Origin of the sequence: Rhizobium sp. BK602 (genome assembly GCF_014195095.1) — a bacterium.
Classification (GTDB): Bacteria; Pseudomonadota; Alphaproteobacteria; order Rhizobiales; family Rhizobiaceae; genus Rhizobium.
Window position 1 is genome coordinate 878,700 of sequence record NZ_JACIBC010000002.1, and the last position, 14,757, is coordinate 893,456.

The window sequence follows — 14,757 nt, forward strand, 5'->3', positions numbered from 1 at the left end:
GGAAATCGATGGCTGACGCGACTCAGACGGCTGGCTTCCAGGCAATCAATACCACCGCCGTCACCAGAAAATTCCGGATGCAGGATCGGATTTTCTATTTCATGACGCTTGGCTCGGCGGCTCTTGTCGTGCTTCTGCTGCTGGCAATCATCGTGGTTCTTATCATCGATGCCCTGCCGACCTTCCAGACCTTCGGCTTGTCATTCCTGTGGGGCACGAAGTGGAGCGCTCCCGCCGATATCTATGGCGCTGTGCCCGCCGTGGTCGGTACGCTGGTGAGCTCGCTCATCGCCATGCTGATTGCCATTCCCCTGGGCATAGGTATCGCCATTTTCCTCACGGAACTTTGCCCCGGCAGCCTGCGCCGTCCGATCAGCACGGCCATCGAGCTTCTGGCCGGTGTTCCCTCGATCATCTACGGCATCGTCGGCCTGTTCATTCTCGTGCCGTTGATGCAGACCTATATCCTGCCTTTCCTCATGATGACGGTTGGCCTGGTGCCGGTGATCGGCCTGCTGTTCCAGCCGCCGGCGCCGGGCGTCGGCCTGTTGACGGCAAGCCTCGTGCTCGCCGTCATGATCTTGCCGTTCATCACCGCGATCGCCCGCGACGTGTTCAGCACGGTGCCGCCGATGCTGCGTGAATCCGCCTACGGCATGGGCATGACCACATGGGAAGTGGCGCGCCACATCCTGATCCCCTATACGCGCCGCGGCCTTGTCGGCGGCATCATGCTCGGCCTCGGCCGCGCGCTTGGCGAAACCATGGCCGTCACCTTCGTCGTCGGTTCGGTGAGCCGCCTGCAATCGTCGATCATTTCGCCGTCCACCACCATTTCCGCCCAGATCGCGAACAATTTCGGCGATGCCGACGGTCTGCAATTGTCGAGCCTGATTGCGCTCGGCCTGCTTCTGTTCGTCCTCTCCTTCTGCGTGCTTGCAGTGGCGAGGTGGATGATCGGCCGCGGCGACTCGCTCTGAGGGAAAAACCATGGAAAATGCAATTCGCCAGAATCTCGTGTCGAGGCGCTATGCGAAGAACCGGGTGATGATGGCCTTGTCCTTCCTCGCGGCCGTCCTCGGCATATTCTTTCTCAGCGTGATCCTTGTGACCCTGCTTTATCGCGGTGTATCGGCACTCAGCCTCGACGTGTTCACCATGTCGATCCCGGCCCAGGGCTCGCGGGGCGGCCTGATCAACGCAATCTACGGCACCGTGCTGGTGACGGGCTGCGCCATCCTGATCGCCGCGCCGATCGGTATTCTCGCCGGCACTTATCTGGTGGAGTACGCCAACGGCACCAAGCTTGCCGAGTTTGCCAAGTTCATCAACGACATCCTGCTGTCTGCACCCTCGATCATCGTCGGGGTGTTCGTCTACGGCGCCGTGGTCGTGCCCATGCACGGCAACTCTGCCATTGCCGGCATTCTAGCGCTGGCGCTGATCGCCCTTCCGGTCGTCAACCGTACGACACAGGACATGCTGCTGCTGGTGCCGAATGCGCTTCGCGAGGCGACCGCCGCGCTCGGCGCGCCGCGCTGGAAGTCGATGATGATGGTGATCTACCGTTCCGCCTGGACGGGCATTCTCACCGGCATCCTGCTGGCCGTCGCCCGTATCAGCGGCGAAACCGCGCCGCTTCTCTTCACGGCCGGTTATAGTAAATTCATGAATGCGAGCCTGACCGGTCCAATCGCCACGCTGCCGGTTGCCATCAATACGCTCGCCGCCGATGCTGGCGAGGATCTCAAACAGCTGGCCTGGGCTGGAGCGCTGATCATCACCGTTGCCATCCTTGCCCTCAACATCCTTGCCCGTGTCTTGAGTGGGCGCCGCCAATGACGCAGCTGCCGAACCATAGGAATGAGACCATGAACATGAGCGATAGCAATTTCCAGAGCGTCAATGCACAGCCGGGGAAGGACGCCGTTTCCCAGTCGGGTCTCGGCACGCTCGCGAAACTCGAGGTCAAGAACCTCGATTTCACCTATCAGAACGGCCATCGCGTTCTGAAGAGTGTGAACATGAACATCCGCAAGAATGCGGTCACTGCCTTCATCGGCCCTTCGGGTTGCGGCAAGTCCACGCTGCTGCGCACATTCAACCGCATGTATGATCTCTATCCGGGTCAGACGGTCGCGGGCGAGATCCTGCTGGATGGCCGCAATATCCTCACCAAGGACGTCGATCTGAACGATCTGCGCGCCAAGGTCGGCATGGTGTTCCAGAAGCCCACGCCGTTCCCGATGTCGATCTATGAAAACGTCGCTTTCGGCATCCGGCTTTATGAGAAGATCTCCAAGGCGGAAATGGACGTGCGCGTCGAAGCGGCGCTGACGGAAACGGCGTTGTGGAGCGAAGTGAAGGAAAAGCTGCACCAGAGCGGACTTGGCCTTTCAGGCGGTCAGCAGCAGCGCCTCTGCATCGCCCGCGCCATCGCGCTTCGCCCGGAAGTCCTGCTGCTCGACGAGCCGACCTCGGCGCTCGACCCGATCTCGACCGCCAAGGTCGAGGAGCTGGTGTCGCAGCTCAAGGGCGAGTTCACCATTGTCATCGTGACGCACAACATGCAGCAGGCGAGCCGCATCTCCGACAACACCGCCTTCATGTATCTTGGCGAGCTGATCGAGTATGGCGCGACCGAGCAGATCTTCCAGGCGCCGAAGGTCAAGCGCACGGAAGACTACATCACCGGCCGTTACGGCTGATATCCGAGCAAGGCCCGATTGCTATTTTGCGATGGCGCGCCGGTCGGGCGCGCCATTTTCGTTTGGCCTGCAATCGAAGCGGTGGGAGGAGGCATCCGCCGGCAAGAGGGTGTCACCAGCTTAGTTCGAGCTTGTCGAGACCGTGGAAGTGATAGACGTCCTTGACTTGCGGCGGCGTCTTGAGTTTCAGGCCGGGCAGGCGCTGGAACAGGATTGGCAGCACCACATTCAGCTCCAGCCGTGCCAGCGGCGCACCGATGCAGAAATGGATGCCGGCGCCGAAGGAGAGGTTGGGTGCTTCATTGCGGTCTGGCTTGAAGGCGAGGGGATCGGAGAATTTCGTCGGATCCAGATTGGCGGCCGCCAGGATCATCGCCACCTTGTCGCCGCGCTGGAAGGAAATGCCGTCGATCTCGGCCGGCTCCAGGCACCAGCGCTGGAAGATATGCACCGGCGCGCAGATGCGCAGCGATTCCTCCACTGTGCGTTCCGTCGTCGCTTCGTCCTTGAAGAGGTCCGCTGGCGCATAGCCGCTTTCCAGGATGACGCGGACGGAATTGCCGATCTGATGCACCGTCGCCTCGTGCCCGGCATTGAGGAGCACGATCGTGGTCGAGACCAGCTCGTCCTCGGTCAGGTACTGGCCCTTGTGCTCGGTAGTGATCATATGGGTGAGCAGGTCGTCGCGCGGATCGGCGCGGCGCTCGCGGATGACGGACTTCACATAATCGGCAAATTCCTTCGCCGCCTGGTCGGCCGCCTCCTCGTCGGCGCGCGTCCGGCCGAACATGTACATGCGGACATAGGCGTGCGACCATTTCAAGAGCTGCGGCCCCATCTCATCCGGAATGCCGATCATCCGCGCGATCATGGTGACGGGAATGATGTCGGCGAAGGCGGCCAGCAGCTCGACCTCTCCCTCCTTTTCGAACCTGTCGATCAGCCGGTTGGCGAGCTCGGCCAGTTCCGGCTTCATCTTCTCCACATGGCGGGAGACGAAGGCGCGGTTGACGAGGGTGCGCAGGCGCGTGTGCTCCGGCGGCTCGATCTCGAGCAGGGAATGCTGCTCGGCGAGATCGAAATGCTTCAGATGCGGCAGCGGCGCGGGCATGCCGAGTTCCTCGCGGCTGGCGATATGCAGGATTTGCCGTCCGAATCGGCGGTCGCGCAGCAGGCCGTTCACATGGTCGTAGCCGGTAAAATACCATTGCCTCTGCTCTTCCCAGTAGAAGGTCGGACATTCGGCATGCAAGGCGGCGTAGACCGTGTTCGGATTGGTGTAGAAGGCCGGATTGCGGCCGTCGAGGGAGAGGCGGCGGGCCGCAGGATCGAGGGAGAAGACGGAGGATATGGTCATGGAAGGAGGATTATCGGAATAAATCGAATGGGAAAAGGCCGTTACATCTTCGCCAGCGTACCAAGGCGGCGCAACGCGTGGATCTGGTCGTCGAGCGTCGGCACCAGCGCGCCCCCGTCCGGATCGAGCGGCTGGTCACCGGCCATTGCCGCCTCCATCTCGTCGAAGACGATGGTGCAGTTGCGGCCGGAGCGCTTGGCGGCATAAAGAGCGCGATCGGCGGCGGAGACCAGCCGGTCCCAGGTGGCGATGTCGCAGGGCATGATCGCCAGGCCGATGCTGACGGTCGCCGGCACCATCGACCGACCGGCGGGCAGCGGGGCTCGGCAGAAATCCGCCCGCACCGTCTCGGCGACCGCTTCGGCCTCCGCCTGGTCCTGGACGGCGATGAAGGCGATGAACTCCTCCCCGCCCATCCGGCCGAACACGGCTCCGCGGGGCATGAATTGCCGCCCGATACGGGCAAATTCGGCAAGCACGACGTCGCCGCTCTGATGGCCGTAGCGATCGTTGATCGCCTTGAAATGATCGAGATCGAACAGGAGGGCGGCGATCTTGCGCGACTCCCTGGCGGCCTTTTCGGCGACCAGCGGGAAATAATTCTGCAGGCCGCGCCTATTCAGGACGCCGGTCAGCATGTCCGTGATCGAGACGGTCCGCCAGCGGCGTTCGGAGCTTTCCATCAGCAGCCGGCCGCTGAGCGCAATTGCCGCGGTGATCAGCAGGGCGCAGCCGAGGGCGGAATAGGCGCGATAGACAGGCGCCAATTCCGGACCGGGCTGCAGAAGCAGCATCGACAGTGACGAGGCAAGGCAGAGGCAGGCAAGGGCGGTGAAGACGAAGCAGAGCTGCCGGCGCACGGGTTCGCGCCGGCCTTCCGTCGGGCGCACGGCGCCGGCAAGCAAGGTCGCGCCGACGGCGCCGGCAAGATCGTAGAGGAAGACGCGGTTGGCGAAGCTCTCGTGAATCCACGGCAGCCCGATGCCGGCCAGCCAGATCGCCGGCGGCAGCAAGGACGACCATTCAAGCCTGCGCTTGTCCATGCGATGGAAGCCGGCGATCCAGGCGCTCTCGCCGAGCAGGGCCACGGCGTTGGCGATCTCGATCGACAGCAGGTCCGGAACGAGGCCGCGCGCCGCGACAAGCCCGAAACCGACGGCGCTGAGGGCAAAGCCCAGCGCCCATGCCAGATAGGCGGATCGCTGGGCGTCATGCCGCCAGGCGAGAAACAGCACGGCCGCAAGCGTCATCGCTTCCGTACACCAGATGATCAGCCCGATCGTGAAAGTCTGCACAGTATGCGGTTCTCTTCTTGGCGGCGCCTGTCGCGCCGGCGCAAGCGACACGGCAACGCTTGCAATCGCTCTATCCTCGCCGAATAAGATGGTGAGTTTATTAAGCCGGTTGGTAAATTTTGCCCACGCATGCGCGGCGGTCTGTGCCGATATCGTTCGGCTTCATCCTTCCTTCACCTTTCGGTCGGGAAAAACGGTGAGTTGCGTGTACCGCGCCGCCGGATTGATTGGCATCGCAAAATCGATGGATAGAAACGCTTGTTCAATACCTATTGAGGCATTAGGCCTTTTTGAGGTTATCCCTTCGCGCGTCTTGAAGTACAGGGCAGTCACACTCTATGTAGGGGTAAAGGATTTTTATTCGATTCCCGGCGTTATCGCCGTCGGGGGCAAGCTTGGTAAAGGACGCACATGAGAAATCCAGTCGATACAGCTATGGCTCTGGTGCCGATGGTTGTTGAGCAGACCAATCGCGGGGAACGGTCCTACGATATCTATTCCCGCCTGCTGAAGGAACGCATCATCTTCCTGACCGGCCCGGTCGAAGACCATATGGCGACGCTGGTCTGCGCCCAGCTTCTCTTCCTGGAAGCGGAAAACCCGAAGAAGGAAATCGCGCTCTACATCAATTCGCCGGGCGGCGTCGTGACCGCCGGCATGGCGATCTACGACACCATGCAGTTCATCAAGCCCGCCGTGTCGACGCTTTGCATCGGCCAGGCCGCGTCCATGGGCTCGCTGCTTCTGGCGGCCGGCGACAAGGACATGCGCTTTGCAACGCCGAATTCCCGCATCATGGTTCACCAGCCTTCGGGCGGTTTCCAGGGGCAGGCTTCGGACATCGAGCGCCACGCCCGCGACATCATCAAGATGAAGCGCCGCCTGAACGAAGTTTACGTCAAGCATTGCGGACGGACCTATGAAGAGGTCGAACAGACGCTCGATCGCGACCATTTCATGTCTGCGGACGAGGCCAAGGATTGGGGTCTGATCGACAAGGTGCTGACGTCGCGTACTGAAATCGAGGGGGAAACCGCCGCGTGATTCCCCGCGCAGCGGTGTCTTCCGCGCCACAGTTCTATCCCATTTGTGATCGAATAGGGGTTTAATGTGGAGCGGAACTCGCTAATAGTAGTTGGCATTTATGCTGTGTAGCGTTTTTATGACATCATAGCATTCGGCATTCGAAGGGGGATTCGTTGCCAACGCAGTCTGGTTCCGATGGGTCGGGCTGCGTACAGTACCCCGAAGGGCGCTGCGATCTGCTGAAACGAGGGGCGGGTCCGGCGGGCGCATTAAGTGGACCGCGGTTTCATATCGAAACTCGCGGCGTGCTGGAAGGAAAGTGATATGAGCAAAGTCAGCGGCAGCAACGGCGGCGACTCTAAGAACACCCTGTATTGTTCATTCTGCGGCAAGAGCCAGCATGAAGTCCGGAAGCTTATCGCCGGACCGACCGTCTTCATCTGCGATGAATGCGTCGAATTGTGCATGGACATCATCCGCGAGGAAAACAAGTCCTCGATGGTCAAGTCCCGCGATGGCGTGCCGACGCCGCAGGACATCATCAAGGTTCTCGACGAATACGTCATCGGCCAGAGGCAGGCGAAGAAGATCCTGTCGGTGGCGGTGCACAATCATTACAAGCGCCTCGCTCACGCCTCCAAGAACGGCGATGTCGAACTGGCGAAGTCGAACATCATGCTTGTCGGTCCGACCGGTTGCGGCAAGACCTACCTGGCGCAGACGCTCGCCCGCATCATCGATGTTCCCTTCACCATGGCCGACGCGACGACGCTGACCGAAGCCGGCTATGTCGGTGAAGACGTCGAAAACATCATCCTGAAGCTGCTGCAGGCTGCCGACTACAACGTCGAGCGCGCCCAGCGCGGCATCGTCTACATCGACGAAGTCGACAAGATTTCCCGCAAGTCGGACAATCCGTCGATCACCCGCGACGTTTCGGGCGAGGGCGTCCAGCAGGCCCTGCTGAAGATCATGGAAGGCACGGTCGCTTCCGTCCCGCCGCAGGGCGGCCGCAAGCATCCGCAACAGGAATTCCTGCAGGTCGACACGACGAACATCCTGTTCATCTGCGGCGGCGCCTTTGCCGGTCTCGACAAGATCATCTCCGCCCGTGGCGAGAAGACTTCGATCGGCTTCGGCGCCACCGTCAAGGCGCCGGATGACCGCCGCGTCGGCGAAGTGCTGCGCGAGCTGGAGCCGGAAGATTTGGTCAAGTTCGGCCTCATCCCGGAATTCATCGGTCGTCTGCCGGTTCTGGCGACGCTGGAAGACCTGGACGAGGATGCGCTGATCCAGATCCTGTCGGAGCCGAAGAACGCGCTCGTCAAGCAGTATCAGCGCCTGTTCGAGATGGAAGACGTCGAGCTGACCTTCCACGAGGACGCGCTGCGCGAAATCGCCCGCCGGGCGATCATCCGCAAGACGGGTGCCCGCGGCCTGCGCTCGATCATGGAGAAGATCCTGCTCGACACCATGTTCGAGCTGCCGGCGCTGGAAGGCGTTCGCGAAGTGGTCATTTCCGAGGAAGTGGTGCGCGGTTCGGCCCGCCCGCTCTATATCTATGCCGACCGGCAGGAAGAAAAGGCCAACGCCACGGCCTGATCGACCGAATTACCTCTAGAAATCCAGGGGCTCGTCATCGACGGGCCCCTTTCTATTTGAAAAAGCGTGTGGTTTCCTGATAAAGTCAGGGGATAAGCTTATGGGAACGCCGTCCGAACCGGTTGTGAAGATCGCCCGCCGCAGCCATGATGGCATGATTCCGGAATCGTCCTTGCATATGGTTCGTGCCTGGTTTCGGCCCCCGGCGATCGCGTTTCCGACAATGTTCGAGTAGTCGGGTGTCGGTGTTTGTTGTTGCGTTCCTTCTCGTGAAATGTGCGCTTGGCTGCCATGCGGCAGGCGCGTCCTGCACGACTTGAAATAGATACTGAGAAGCTCCACTTCTAACCCAAGTGAGAGAGCCGGCTAACTCCCAGAGCCGGTAGAGAGCCCGGGAACGGGACGACGGAAAGGAAATGACATGACTAAGAAAACGTCTGCGGCAACTGAGAGCACTGCCTATCCGGTATTGCCGTTGCGCGACATCGTGGTTTTCCCCCACATGATCGTGCCGCTGTTCGTCGGACGGGAGAAATCCATTCGCGCGCTGGAAGAGGTCATGGGCTCCGACAAGCAGATCATGCTGGTCACCCAGATCAATGCCAGTGACGACGATCCCGCTCCGGATGCAATCCATAGGGTCGGCACGGTGGCCAATGTGCTGCAGCTCCTGAAGCTTCCCGACGGCACCGTCAAGGTGCTGGTCGAAGGCCGGGCACGCGCAGAGATCGATACCTACACGGCACGCGAGGATTTTTACGAAGCGCTCGGACATGTCCTGCATGAACCGCAGGAAGACCCGGTCGAGCTGGAAGCACTGAGCCGCTCGGTCGTTTCGGAATTCGAAAGCTATGTGAAGCTCAACAAGAAGATTTCGCCGGAAGTGGTCGGCGCCGCCAGCCAGATCGACGACTATTCCAAGCTCGCCGATACGGTCGCTTCGCACCTGTCGATCAAGATCACCGAGAAGCAGGAGATGCTGGAAACCACCAGCGTCAAGGCTCGCCTTGAAAAGGCGCTCGGCTTCATGGAAGGCGAGATTTCGGTCCTGCAGGTCGAAAAGCGTATCCGCTCGCGCGTCAAGCGCCAGATGGAGAAGACCCAGCGCGAATATTACCTGAATGAGCAGATGAAGGCGATCCAGAAGGAACTCGGCGACGGCGAGGAAGGCCGCGACGAGATGGCCGAACTGGAAGAGCGCATCTCCAAGACCAAGCTGTCCAAGGAAGCCAAGGAAAAGGCCGATGCGGAGCTGAAGAAGCTGCGCCAGATGAGCCCGATGTCGGCGGAAGCCACGGTCGTGCGCAACTATCTCGACTGGCTGCTGGGCATCCCCTGGCACAAGAAGTCGAAGATCAAGACCGATCTGAACAATGCCGAGAAGATCCTCGAAGCGGATCATTTCGGTCTGGACAAGGTCAAGGAGCGCATCGTCGAATATCTGGCCGTGCAGGCCCGCGCGACGAAGATCAAGGGCCCGATCCTGTGCCTCGTCGGCCCTCCGGGCGTCGGCAAGACCTCGCTCGCCCAATCGATCGCCAAGGCGACCGGTCGTGAGTATGTCCGCATGGCGCTCGGCGGCGTTCGCGACGAAGCCGAGATCCGCGGTCACCGCCGCACCTATATCGGCTCGATGCCCGGCAAGGTCATCCAGTCGATGAAGAAGGCCAAGAAGTCCAACCCGCTCTTCCTGCTCGACGAGATCGACAAGCTCGGCCAGGACTATCGCGGCGATCCGTCTTCGGCCCTGCTGGAAGTGCTGGACCCGGCACAGAACTCGACCTTCATGGATCACTACCTGGAAGTCGAATATGATCTGTCGGACGTGATGTTCATCACGACGGCGAATACTTTGAATATCCCGGCTCCGCTGATGGACCGCATGGAGATCATCCGTATCGCCGGCTACACCGAAGACGAGAAGCGCGAGATCGCCAAGCGGCACCTGCTGCCGAAGGCCATCAAGGAACACGCGTTGCAGCCGAGCGAATTCTCGGTCACCGACGGCGCCCTGATGGTCATCATCCAGCAGTACACCCGCGAAGCCGGTGTCCGTAACTTCGAGCGCGAATTGATGAAGCTCGCCCGCAAGGCGGTCACCGAGATCATCAAGGGCAAGACCAAGTCGGTCGCCGTCACGGCTGAGAACGTCCCGGACTATCTCGGCGTGCCGCGCTTCCGCCATGGCGAAGCCGAACGCGACGACCAGGTCGGTGTCGTCACCGGCCTTGCCTGGACGGAAGTCGGCGGCGAGCTGCTGACGATCGAAGGCGTGATGATGCCGGGCAAGGGCCGCATGACGGTCACCGGCAACCTGAAGGAAGTCATGAAGGAATCGATCTCGGCGGCGGCCTCCTACGTCCGCTCGCGCGCTGTCGATTTCGGCATCCAGCCGCCGCTCTTCGACAAGAGCGACATCCACGTGCACGTGCCGGAAGGCGCGACGCCGAAGGATGGTCCCTCGGCCGGTGTCGCCATGGCAACCGCGATCGTTTCGATCATGACCGGCATCCCGGTTTCCAAGGATGTCGCCATGACCGGCGAGATCACGTTGCGCGGCCGCGTGCTGCCGATCGGCGGCCTGAAGGAAAAGCTGCTCGCAGCGCTTCGCGGCGGCATCAAGAAGGTGCTGATTCCGGAAGAGAACGCCAAGGATCTGGCGGAGATTCCGGACAACGTGAAGAACAGCATGGAGATCATCCCGGTATCCCGCATGGGCGAGGTGATCAAGCATGCGCTGGTCCGCAGGCCCGAGCCGATCGAGTGGGATGGCACCGTCGAAACGCCCGTGATCGCAACGGTCGAGGGCGTGGACGATGTCGGGGCGACGATTGCGCATTAAGCGCGGTTTCGCCTCGTTTTCGCCAAATTGACACAAAAGGTGAAAAGACCGGCAATTCTGCCGGTCTTTTTTTGTGAAAAGCTTTTGGCGACGCTTGCTTTTCCTTGATTTGCAGGGCTTTTGGGGGTTGCGGCGGGTTGGAGCATACGTATTCTGCGCCCCGCTTACAGATGATCGTTTCATACCAGTAGAAAGGGGTGGAAACATGAACAAGAATGAGCTCGTGTCCGCAGTGGCCGAGAAGGCCGGTATTACGAAGGCTGACGCTGCTTCCGCTGTTGATGCTGTTTTCGATACCGTCCAGGCTGAACTGAAGAAGGGCGGCGACATTCGTCTTGCAGGTTTCGGTAGCTTCACCGTTTCTCACCGTGCTGCCACCAAGGGCCGTAACCCGTCCACCGGCGCTGAAGTTGACATCGCGGCTCGCAACGTGCCGAAGTTCACGCCCGGCAAGGGCCTGAAGGACGCCGTCAACAGCTAATTGGTTTTCGCCCGCCGCCGGGGATTTCCCCCGCGGGTGGAGGACATTGGGGGCCCGATTCTCGGGCCCCTTTTTTATGCGCTGCCTCTGGTCAGAGAAGCGTCCTGCCGCCATTGACGGCGAATTTCTGGCCCGTGATGAAATCCGCCTTGCTCGAGGCGAGGAATACCACCATGTGGGCAAGCTCTTCCGGCGTGCCGAAACGACCGAGGGGTGTCTGCCCCAGATACGTGTCGATCGCCTGCTGTGCCGCTCCGGCATGGCGCTCCACCGGAATCCAGCCGGGCGCCACCAGATTGACGGTGATGCCTTCGGGCGCGAGTTCCCGGGCCCAGGAGCGGGTCATGGAGAGCATGGCTCCCTTCGCCGCCGCATAGTTTCCCACAAAGGGGTTGCCGAGTTCGGCGATTTCCGAGCCGATATTGATGACGCGGCCGGATTTGCGTGCCCGCCAGTCCGGCAGCACGGCCTGCAGCAGTTCCAGAGGCGCCTTGACGAAGAATTCGAGCTGGTCGAGGTAGCTGCGCCAGGATTGCTCCATCAGGGGCATGTCGGGCTGCGGTCCGGTCGCGTTGTTCACGATCAGGTCGACCGGCCCCAGCGTCGCGCGGATATCTTCAAGGCCGTGGGTAAGAGCCATCTGGTCGATCACGCTGAATTTCGCCGCGTGAGCCGTTCGGCCGCCTTGCCTGATACTGTCGGCGATGGCTTCCGCTCCTTGCGTATCGTTTGCATAATTGACCGCGACGGCCCAGCCGGCCTTCGCGAGTTCCCGCGCGATCACGGCGCCAAGCCCGCGGGATGCGCCTGTCACCAGCGCTACTTTCATTGCATATCCTCCTTGAATTCCGCCCTCAGGAAGAGGTTCGGCATAGAACCTCCGGGGCAGGCTTTCCGGCCCCGAATGATCTCGTGTCGTCAATGCTATGTGGTCGTCGCGGGCAAATAATCCATGGGATGGCCGGATCGAAATACGGCTACCCTTTTCCCGACGCTTCTCCGCTTACCAGCGGTGATGAACGTGCGGAGCGATCAGGCGCTCGTAGATCTCCCGCGTTGCCACCATGACGTCGGCCGACGGCGGCGCGAGGTCGGCTGCTGCCGCATTGGCTCTTGCCTGCTCGGCATTGCGGGCACCGGGGATGACGACGGTGACGGCATCGTTCATCAAGATCCAGCGCAGCGCGAAAGCCGCCATGCTGGCGCCTGCTGGAACCAGCTTGCGGACCTCTTCCACCGCCTGCAGGCCGACCTCGAAGGGAACACCGGCAAAGGTTTCGCCGACATCGAAGGCTTCGCCGTTGCGATTGAAGTTGCGGTGGTCGTCGCTGGCGAATTGCGTGTCGCGGGTGATCTTGCCCGACAGCAGTCCGGAAGCGAGCGGCACGCGGGCGATGATGGCGACCTGCTTGCGCTTGGCTTCCTTGAAGAACAGGTGATCAGGGCGCTGGCGGAAGATGTTGTAGATGATCTGGATGCTGACGACGCCGGGATATTCGATCGCCTTCAGCGCTTCCTCGACCTTCTCGACGCTGACGCCATATCCCCTAATCTTGCCGGCCTTCTGCAATTCGTCGAGGCCGGCGAAGACCTCCGGACGATAGAGAACCTCGGTCGGCGGGCAATGAAGCTGCACCAGATCCAGGCTTTCGACGCCGAGATTCTTCAGGCTGCGGTCGATGAAGCCTTCGAGATTGGCCTTGGTGTAGCCGTTGGCGACATGCGGGCTCAGCCGTCGGCCGGCCTTGGTCGCCACCATCGGGCGCTCACCGCCGCGCGCCTTCAGCACATCGGCGATGATCTTTTCCGAGCGGCCGTCGCCATAGACATCGGCGGTATCGATGAAGGTCATGCCGGCGTCGAGGGCGGCATTCAGCGCCGCGCGTCCGTCGGCCTCGCTGACATCGCCCCAGGCGCCGCCAATCTGCCAGGCGCCGAAGCCGATATCGGTGACGGTGAAGGGCATGCGCCCGAAACCATGGTGTCTCATGAAAATCTCTCCGTTCGTGATGAAATGCCGGTGCAGTAGCAGCCGTCAGGGGGTGCGGCAAGCATGCATCGGGTCGGCGCAGGATCGCAATTGCGTGACATAGGCGTATGACGGCGCCCGGCAATGTACGAAAGCGTTGGATGATCGCCGCCGACCGGTATTCATCGCACCCGCATTTCCCTAAAAGAGATGCCGGATATCTGTCATCGACCGGAGCCCATGGCCTCTTTCAGCTTCATCCACGCCGCCGACCTGCATCTCGGCAGTCCTTTTCAGGGGCTGGCGCTGAAGGATGCGGCTGTCGCGTCGATTTTCGTGGAGGCCAGCCGCAAGGCGTTTTCGACGCTGGTGGGGCAGGCGATCGAACGGCAGGTCGATTTCTTCCTCATCGCCGGCGATGTCTATGACGGCGACTGGAAGGACAACAAGATCGGCCTGTTCTTCAATCGCGAAATGGCGCGGCTGGAGCGGGCTGGCATTCCCGTCTATCTGCTGCGCGGCAATCATGACGCGGCGAGCGTCATCACCAAGACCATTACCTTGCCTGCCAACGTTCATGAATTCCCCACCAACAGGCCCGGCTCCGTCCGGCTGGAGGCCTTGCGGGTGGCGCTGCACGGGCAGGGTTTTGCCGAACGCTCGGCAAACGACAATCTGGCGCTTTCCTATCCACCCGCGGTTCCCGGCTGGTTCAACATTGGCGTGCTGCATACCTCGCTCACCGGCCGTGAGCCGCATGCGCCCTATGCCCCGTGTTCGGTCGATGACCTGCGCTCGCGCGGCTACGACTACTGGGCGCTCGGCCATGTGCATGAATTCGAGGTGGTCGCGAGCGATCCGCTGGTGATCTTTCCCGGCAATCTGCAGGGACGCAGCATCCGCGAACGCGGTGCCAAGGGCGCGGTGTTGGTGACGGTGGAGGATGGCCGCATCAGTCATGAGCGGCTGATCGTCGACGAGGCGCGGTTCGCGCAGGTCGAGATCGAGGTCGATCCGGAGGATGACCAGGCGGCGATCCTGCGTCGTGTGGAGCAGGCCGTGCAGCCGCTTGCCGGGGATATGGCCGGCCGAATGATGGCGCTACGCGTCAGGCTTTCCGGTGTCACGCCGTTGCAGGCGACGATCGCCGCCAATCGCCAGCAATGGCGCGACGAGGTCGAGGCCGCGTGTCATCGCGTTCATGAGGATATCTGGCTGGAAAAGCTGGAATTGCGGCTGGAGGCACCGGCCGCCGCCATTGCCGATGCTGAGGGCATGCTCGATCTCGGCCAGTTGCTGGCGGGCCATGCCGACGATGCGGAAATCGTGGCGGATGCCAACCGGCTTGTCGGCGAGATCGCGGTGCGCTTGCCCGGCGGGTTGGGTGCGGCGGAACTGCCGTTGGACGATACCGTCGAGACCCTGATCGAGGAGGCGAGGCAATTGCTACTGGCGCGCGGGCAGGGGGCGGGCTGAC

12 protein-coding genes are annotated in these 14,757 nt (G+C 61.5%); 8 read left to right on the forward strand and 4 right to left on the reverse strand.

Going from position 1 to position 14,757, the window contains the following annotated elements:
* Positions 1-8 precede the first annotated feature (8 nt).
* Genes pstC through pstB form a run of 3 tightly spaced genes read left to right on the forward strand, consistent with a single transcriptional unit; the run spans position 9 to position 2,708 of the window.
* Positions 9-980, forward strand: coding sequence for a phosphate ABC transporter permease subunit PstC (gene pstC / locus FHX11_RS09860; RefSeq protein ID WP_184357396.1), 972 nt, complete (start codon positions 9-11; stop codon positions 978-980).
* A 10-nt stretch (positions 981-990) separates the two neighbouring features.
* Positions 991-1,842: a phosphate ABC transporter permease PstA gene (pstA, locus tag FHX11_RS09865; protein ID WP_184357397.1), complete on the forward strand. Its 852-nt coding sequence runs from the start codon at positions 991-993 to the stop codon at positions 1,840-1,842.
* A 29-nt stretch (positions 1,843-1,871) separates the two neighbouring features.
* Entirely contained in the window at positions 1,872-2,708 is an 837-nt protein-coding gene (gene pstB / locus FHX11_RS09870) for a phosphate ABC transporter ATP-binding protein PstB (RefSeq protein WP_184357398.1), read from the forward strand.
* A 112-nt stretch (positions 2,709-2,820) separates the two neighbouring features.
* On the opposite strand, the gene FHX11_RS09875 is transcribed toward pstB, so the two are convergent.
* Both FHX11_RS09875 and FHX11_RS09880 read right to left on the reverse strand, forming a co-directional pair.
* Complete coding sequence (locus tag FHX11_RS09875; protein WP_184357399.1) at positions 2,821-4,065, reverse strand: cytochrome P450; 1,245 nt, start codon at positions 4,063-4,065, stop codon at positions 2,821-2,823.
* 41 nt (positions 4,066-4,106) lie between these two features.
* Positions 4,107-5,360 (reverse strand): GGDEF domain-containing protein, encoded by a 1,254-nt coding sequence (locus FHX11_RS09880; protein ID WP_348649694.1) that lies wholly within the window; start codon positions 5,358-5,360, stop codon positions 4,107-4,109.
* Between the two features lie 411 nt (positions 5,361-5,771).
* On the opposite strand from FHX11_RS09880, the gene clpP reads away from it, so the two are divergent.
* The 4 genes from clpP (at position 5,772) to hupB (ending at position 11,311) form a co-directional block, all read left to right on the forward strand.
* On the forward strand, positions 5,772-6,404 hold the full coding sequence (gene clpP / locus FHX11_RS09885; protein ID WP_184357400.1) for an ATP-dependent Clp endopeptidase proteolytic subunit ClpP: 633 nt from the start codon (positions 5,772-5,774) through the stop codon (positions 6,402-6,404).
* Positions 6,405-6,710: 306 nt separating this feature from the next.
* A complete protein-coding gene (gene clpX / locus FHX11_RS09890; RefSeq protein WP_184357401.1) occupies positions 6,711-7,988 on the forward strand; it encodes an ATP-dependent Clp protease ATP-binding subunit ClpX in 1,278 nt (425 codons plus the stop codon).
* A 421-nt stretch (positions 7,989-8,409) separates the two neighbouring features.
* On the forward strand, positions 8,410-10,830 hold the full coding sequence (gene lon, locus FHX11_RS09895) for an endopeptidase La (protein ID WP_184357402.1): 2,421 nt from the start codon (positions 8,410-8,412) through the stop codon (positions 10,828-10,830).
* Positions 10,831-11,035: 205 nt separating this feature from the next.
* Entirely contained in the window at positions 11,036-11,311 is a 276-nt protein-coding gene (gene hupB, locus FHX11_RS09900; RefSeq protein WP_184357403.1) for a DNA-binding protein HupB, read from the forward strand.
* A 91-nt stretch (positions 11,312-11,402) separates the two neighbouring features.
* Here the strand turns inward: hupB and FHX11_RS09905 are convergent, their stop codons facing one another.
* Positions 11,403-12,140 (reverse strand): SDR family oxidoreductase, encoded by a 738-nt coding sequence (locus tag FHX11_RS09905; protein WP_184357404.1) that lies wholly within the window; start codon positions 12,138-12,140, stop codon positions 11,403-11,405.
* Between the two features lie 174 nt (positions 12,141-12,314).
* Positions 12,315-13,301, reverse strand: coding sequence for an aldo/keto reductase (locus FHX11_RS09910; protein WP_184357405.1), 987 nt, complete (start codon positions 13,299-13,301; stop codon positions 12,315-12,317).
* A gap of 219 nt (positions 13,302-13,520) precedes the next feature.
* Between FHX11_RS09910 and FHX11_RS09915 the strand changes: the two genes are divergently transcribed.
* Positions 13,521-14,756, forward strand: coding sequence for a DNA repair exonuclease (locus tag FHX11_RS09915; protein WP_184357406.1), 1,236 nt, complete (start codon positions 13,521-13,523; stop codon positions 14,754-14,756).
* Position 14,757 lies beyond the last annotated feature (1 nt).

Coding starts and splice junctions, on each gene's coding strand:
- pstC (WP_184357396.1), top strand. CDS start 9: ATGGCTGACGCGACTCAGACGGCTGGCTTCCAGGCAATCAATACCACC.
- FHX11_RS09875 (WP_184357399.1), bottom strand. CDS start 4,065: ATGACCATATCCTCCGTCTTCTCCCTCGATCCTGCGGCCCGCCGCCTC.
- clpP (WP_184357400.1), top strand. CDS start 5,772: ATGAGAAATCCAGTCGATACAGCTATGGCTCTGGTGCCGATGGTTGTT.
- lon (WP_184357402.1), top strand. CDS start 8,410: ATGACTAAGAAAACGTCTGCGGCAACTGAGAGCACTGCCTATCCGGTA.
- hupB (WP_184357403.1), top strand. CDS start 11,036: ATGAACAAGAATGAGCTCGTGTCCGCAGTGGCCGAGAAGGCCGGTATT.
- clpX (WP_184357401.1), top strand. CDS start 6,711: ATGAGCAAAGTCAGCGGCAGCAACGGCGGCGACTCTAAGAACACCCTG.
- pstB (WP_184357398.1), top strand. CDS start 1,872: ATGAACATGAGCGATAGCAATTTCCAGAGCGTCAATGCACAGCCGGGG.
- FHX11_RS09910 (WP_184357405.1), bottom strand. CDS start 13,301: ATGAGACACCATGGTTTCGGGCGCATGCCCTTCACCGTCACCGATATC.
- pstA (WP_184357397.1), top strand. CDS start 991: ATGGAAAATGCAATTCGCCAGAATCTCGTGTCGAGGCGCTATGCGAAG.
- FHX11_RS09905 (WP_184357404.1), bottom strand. CDS start 12,140: ATGAAAGTAGCGCTGGTGACAGGCGCATCCCGCGGGCTTGGCGCCGTG.
- FHX11_RS09915 (WP_184357406.1), top strand. CDS start 13,521: ATGGCCTCTTTCAGCTTCATCCACGCCGCCGACCTGCATCTCGGCAGT.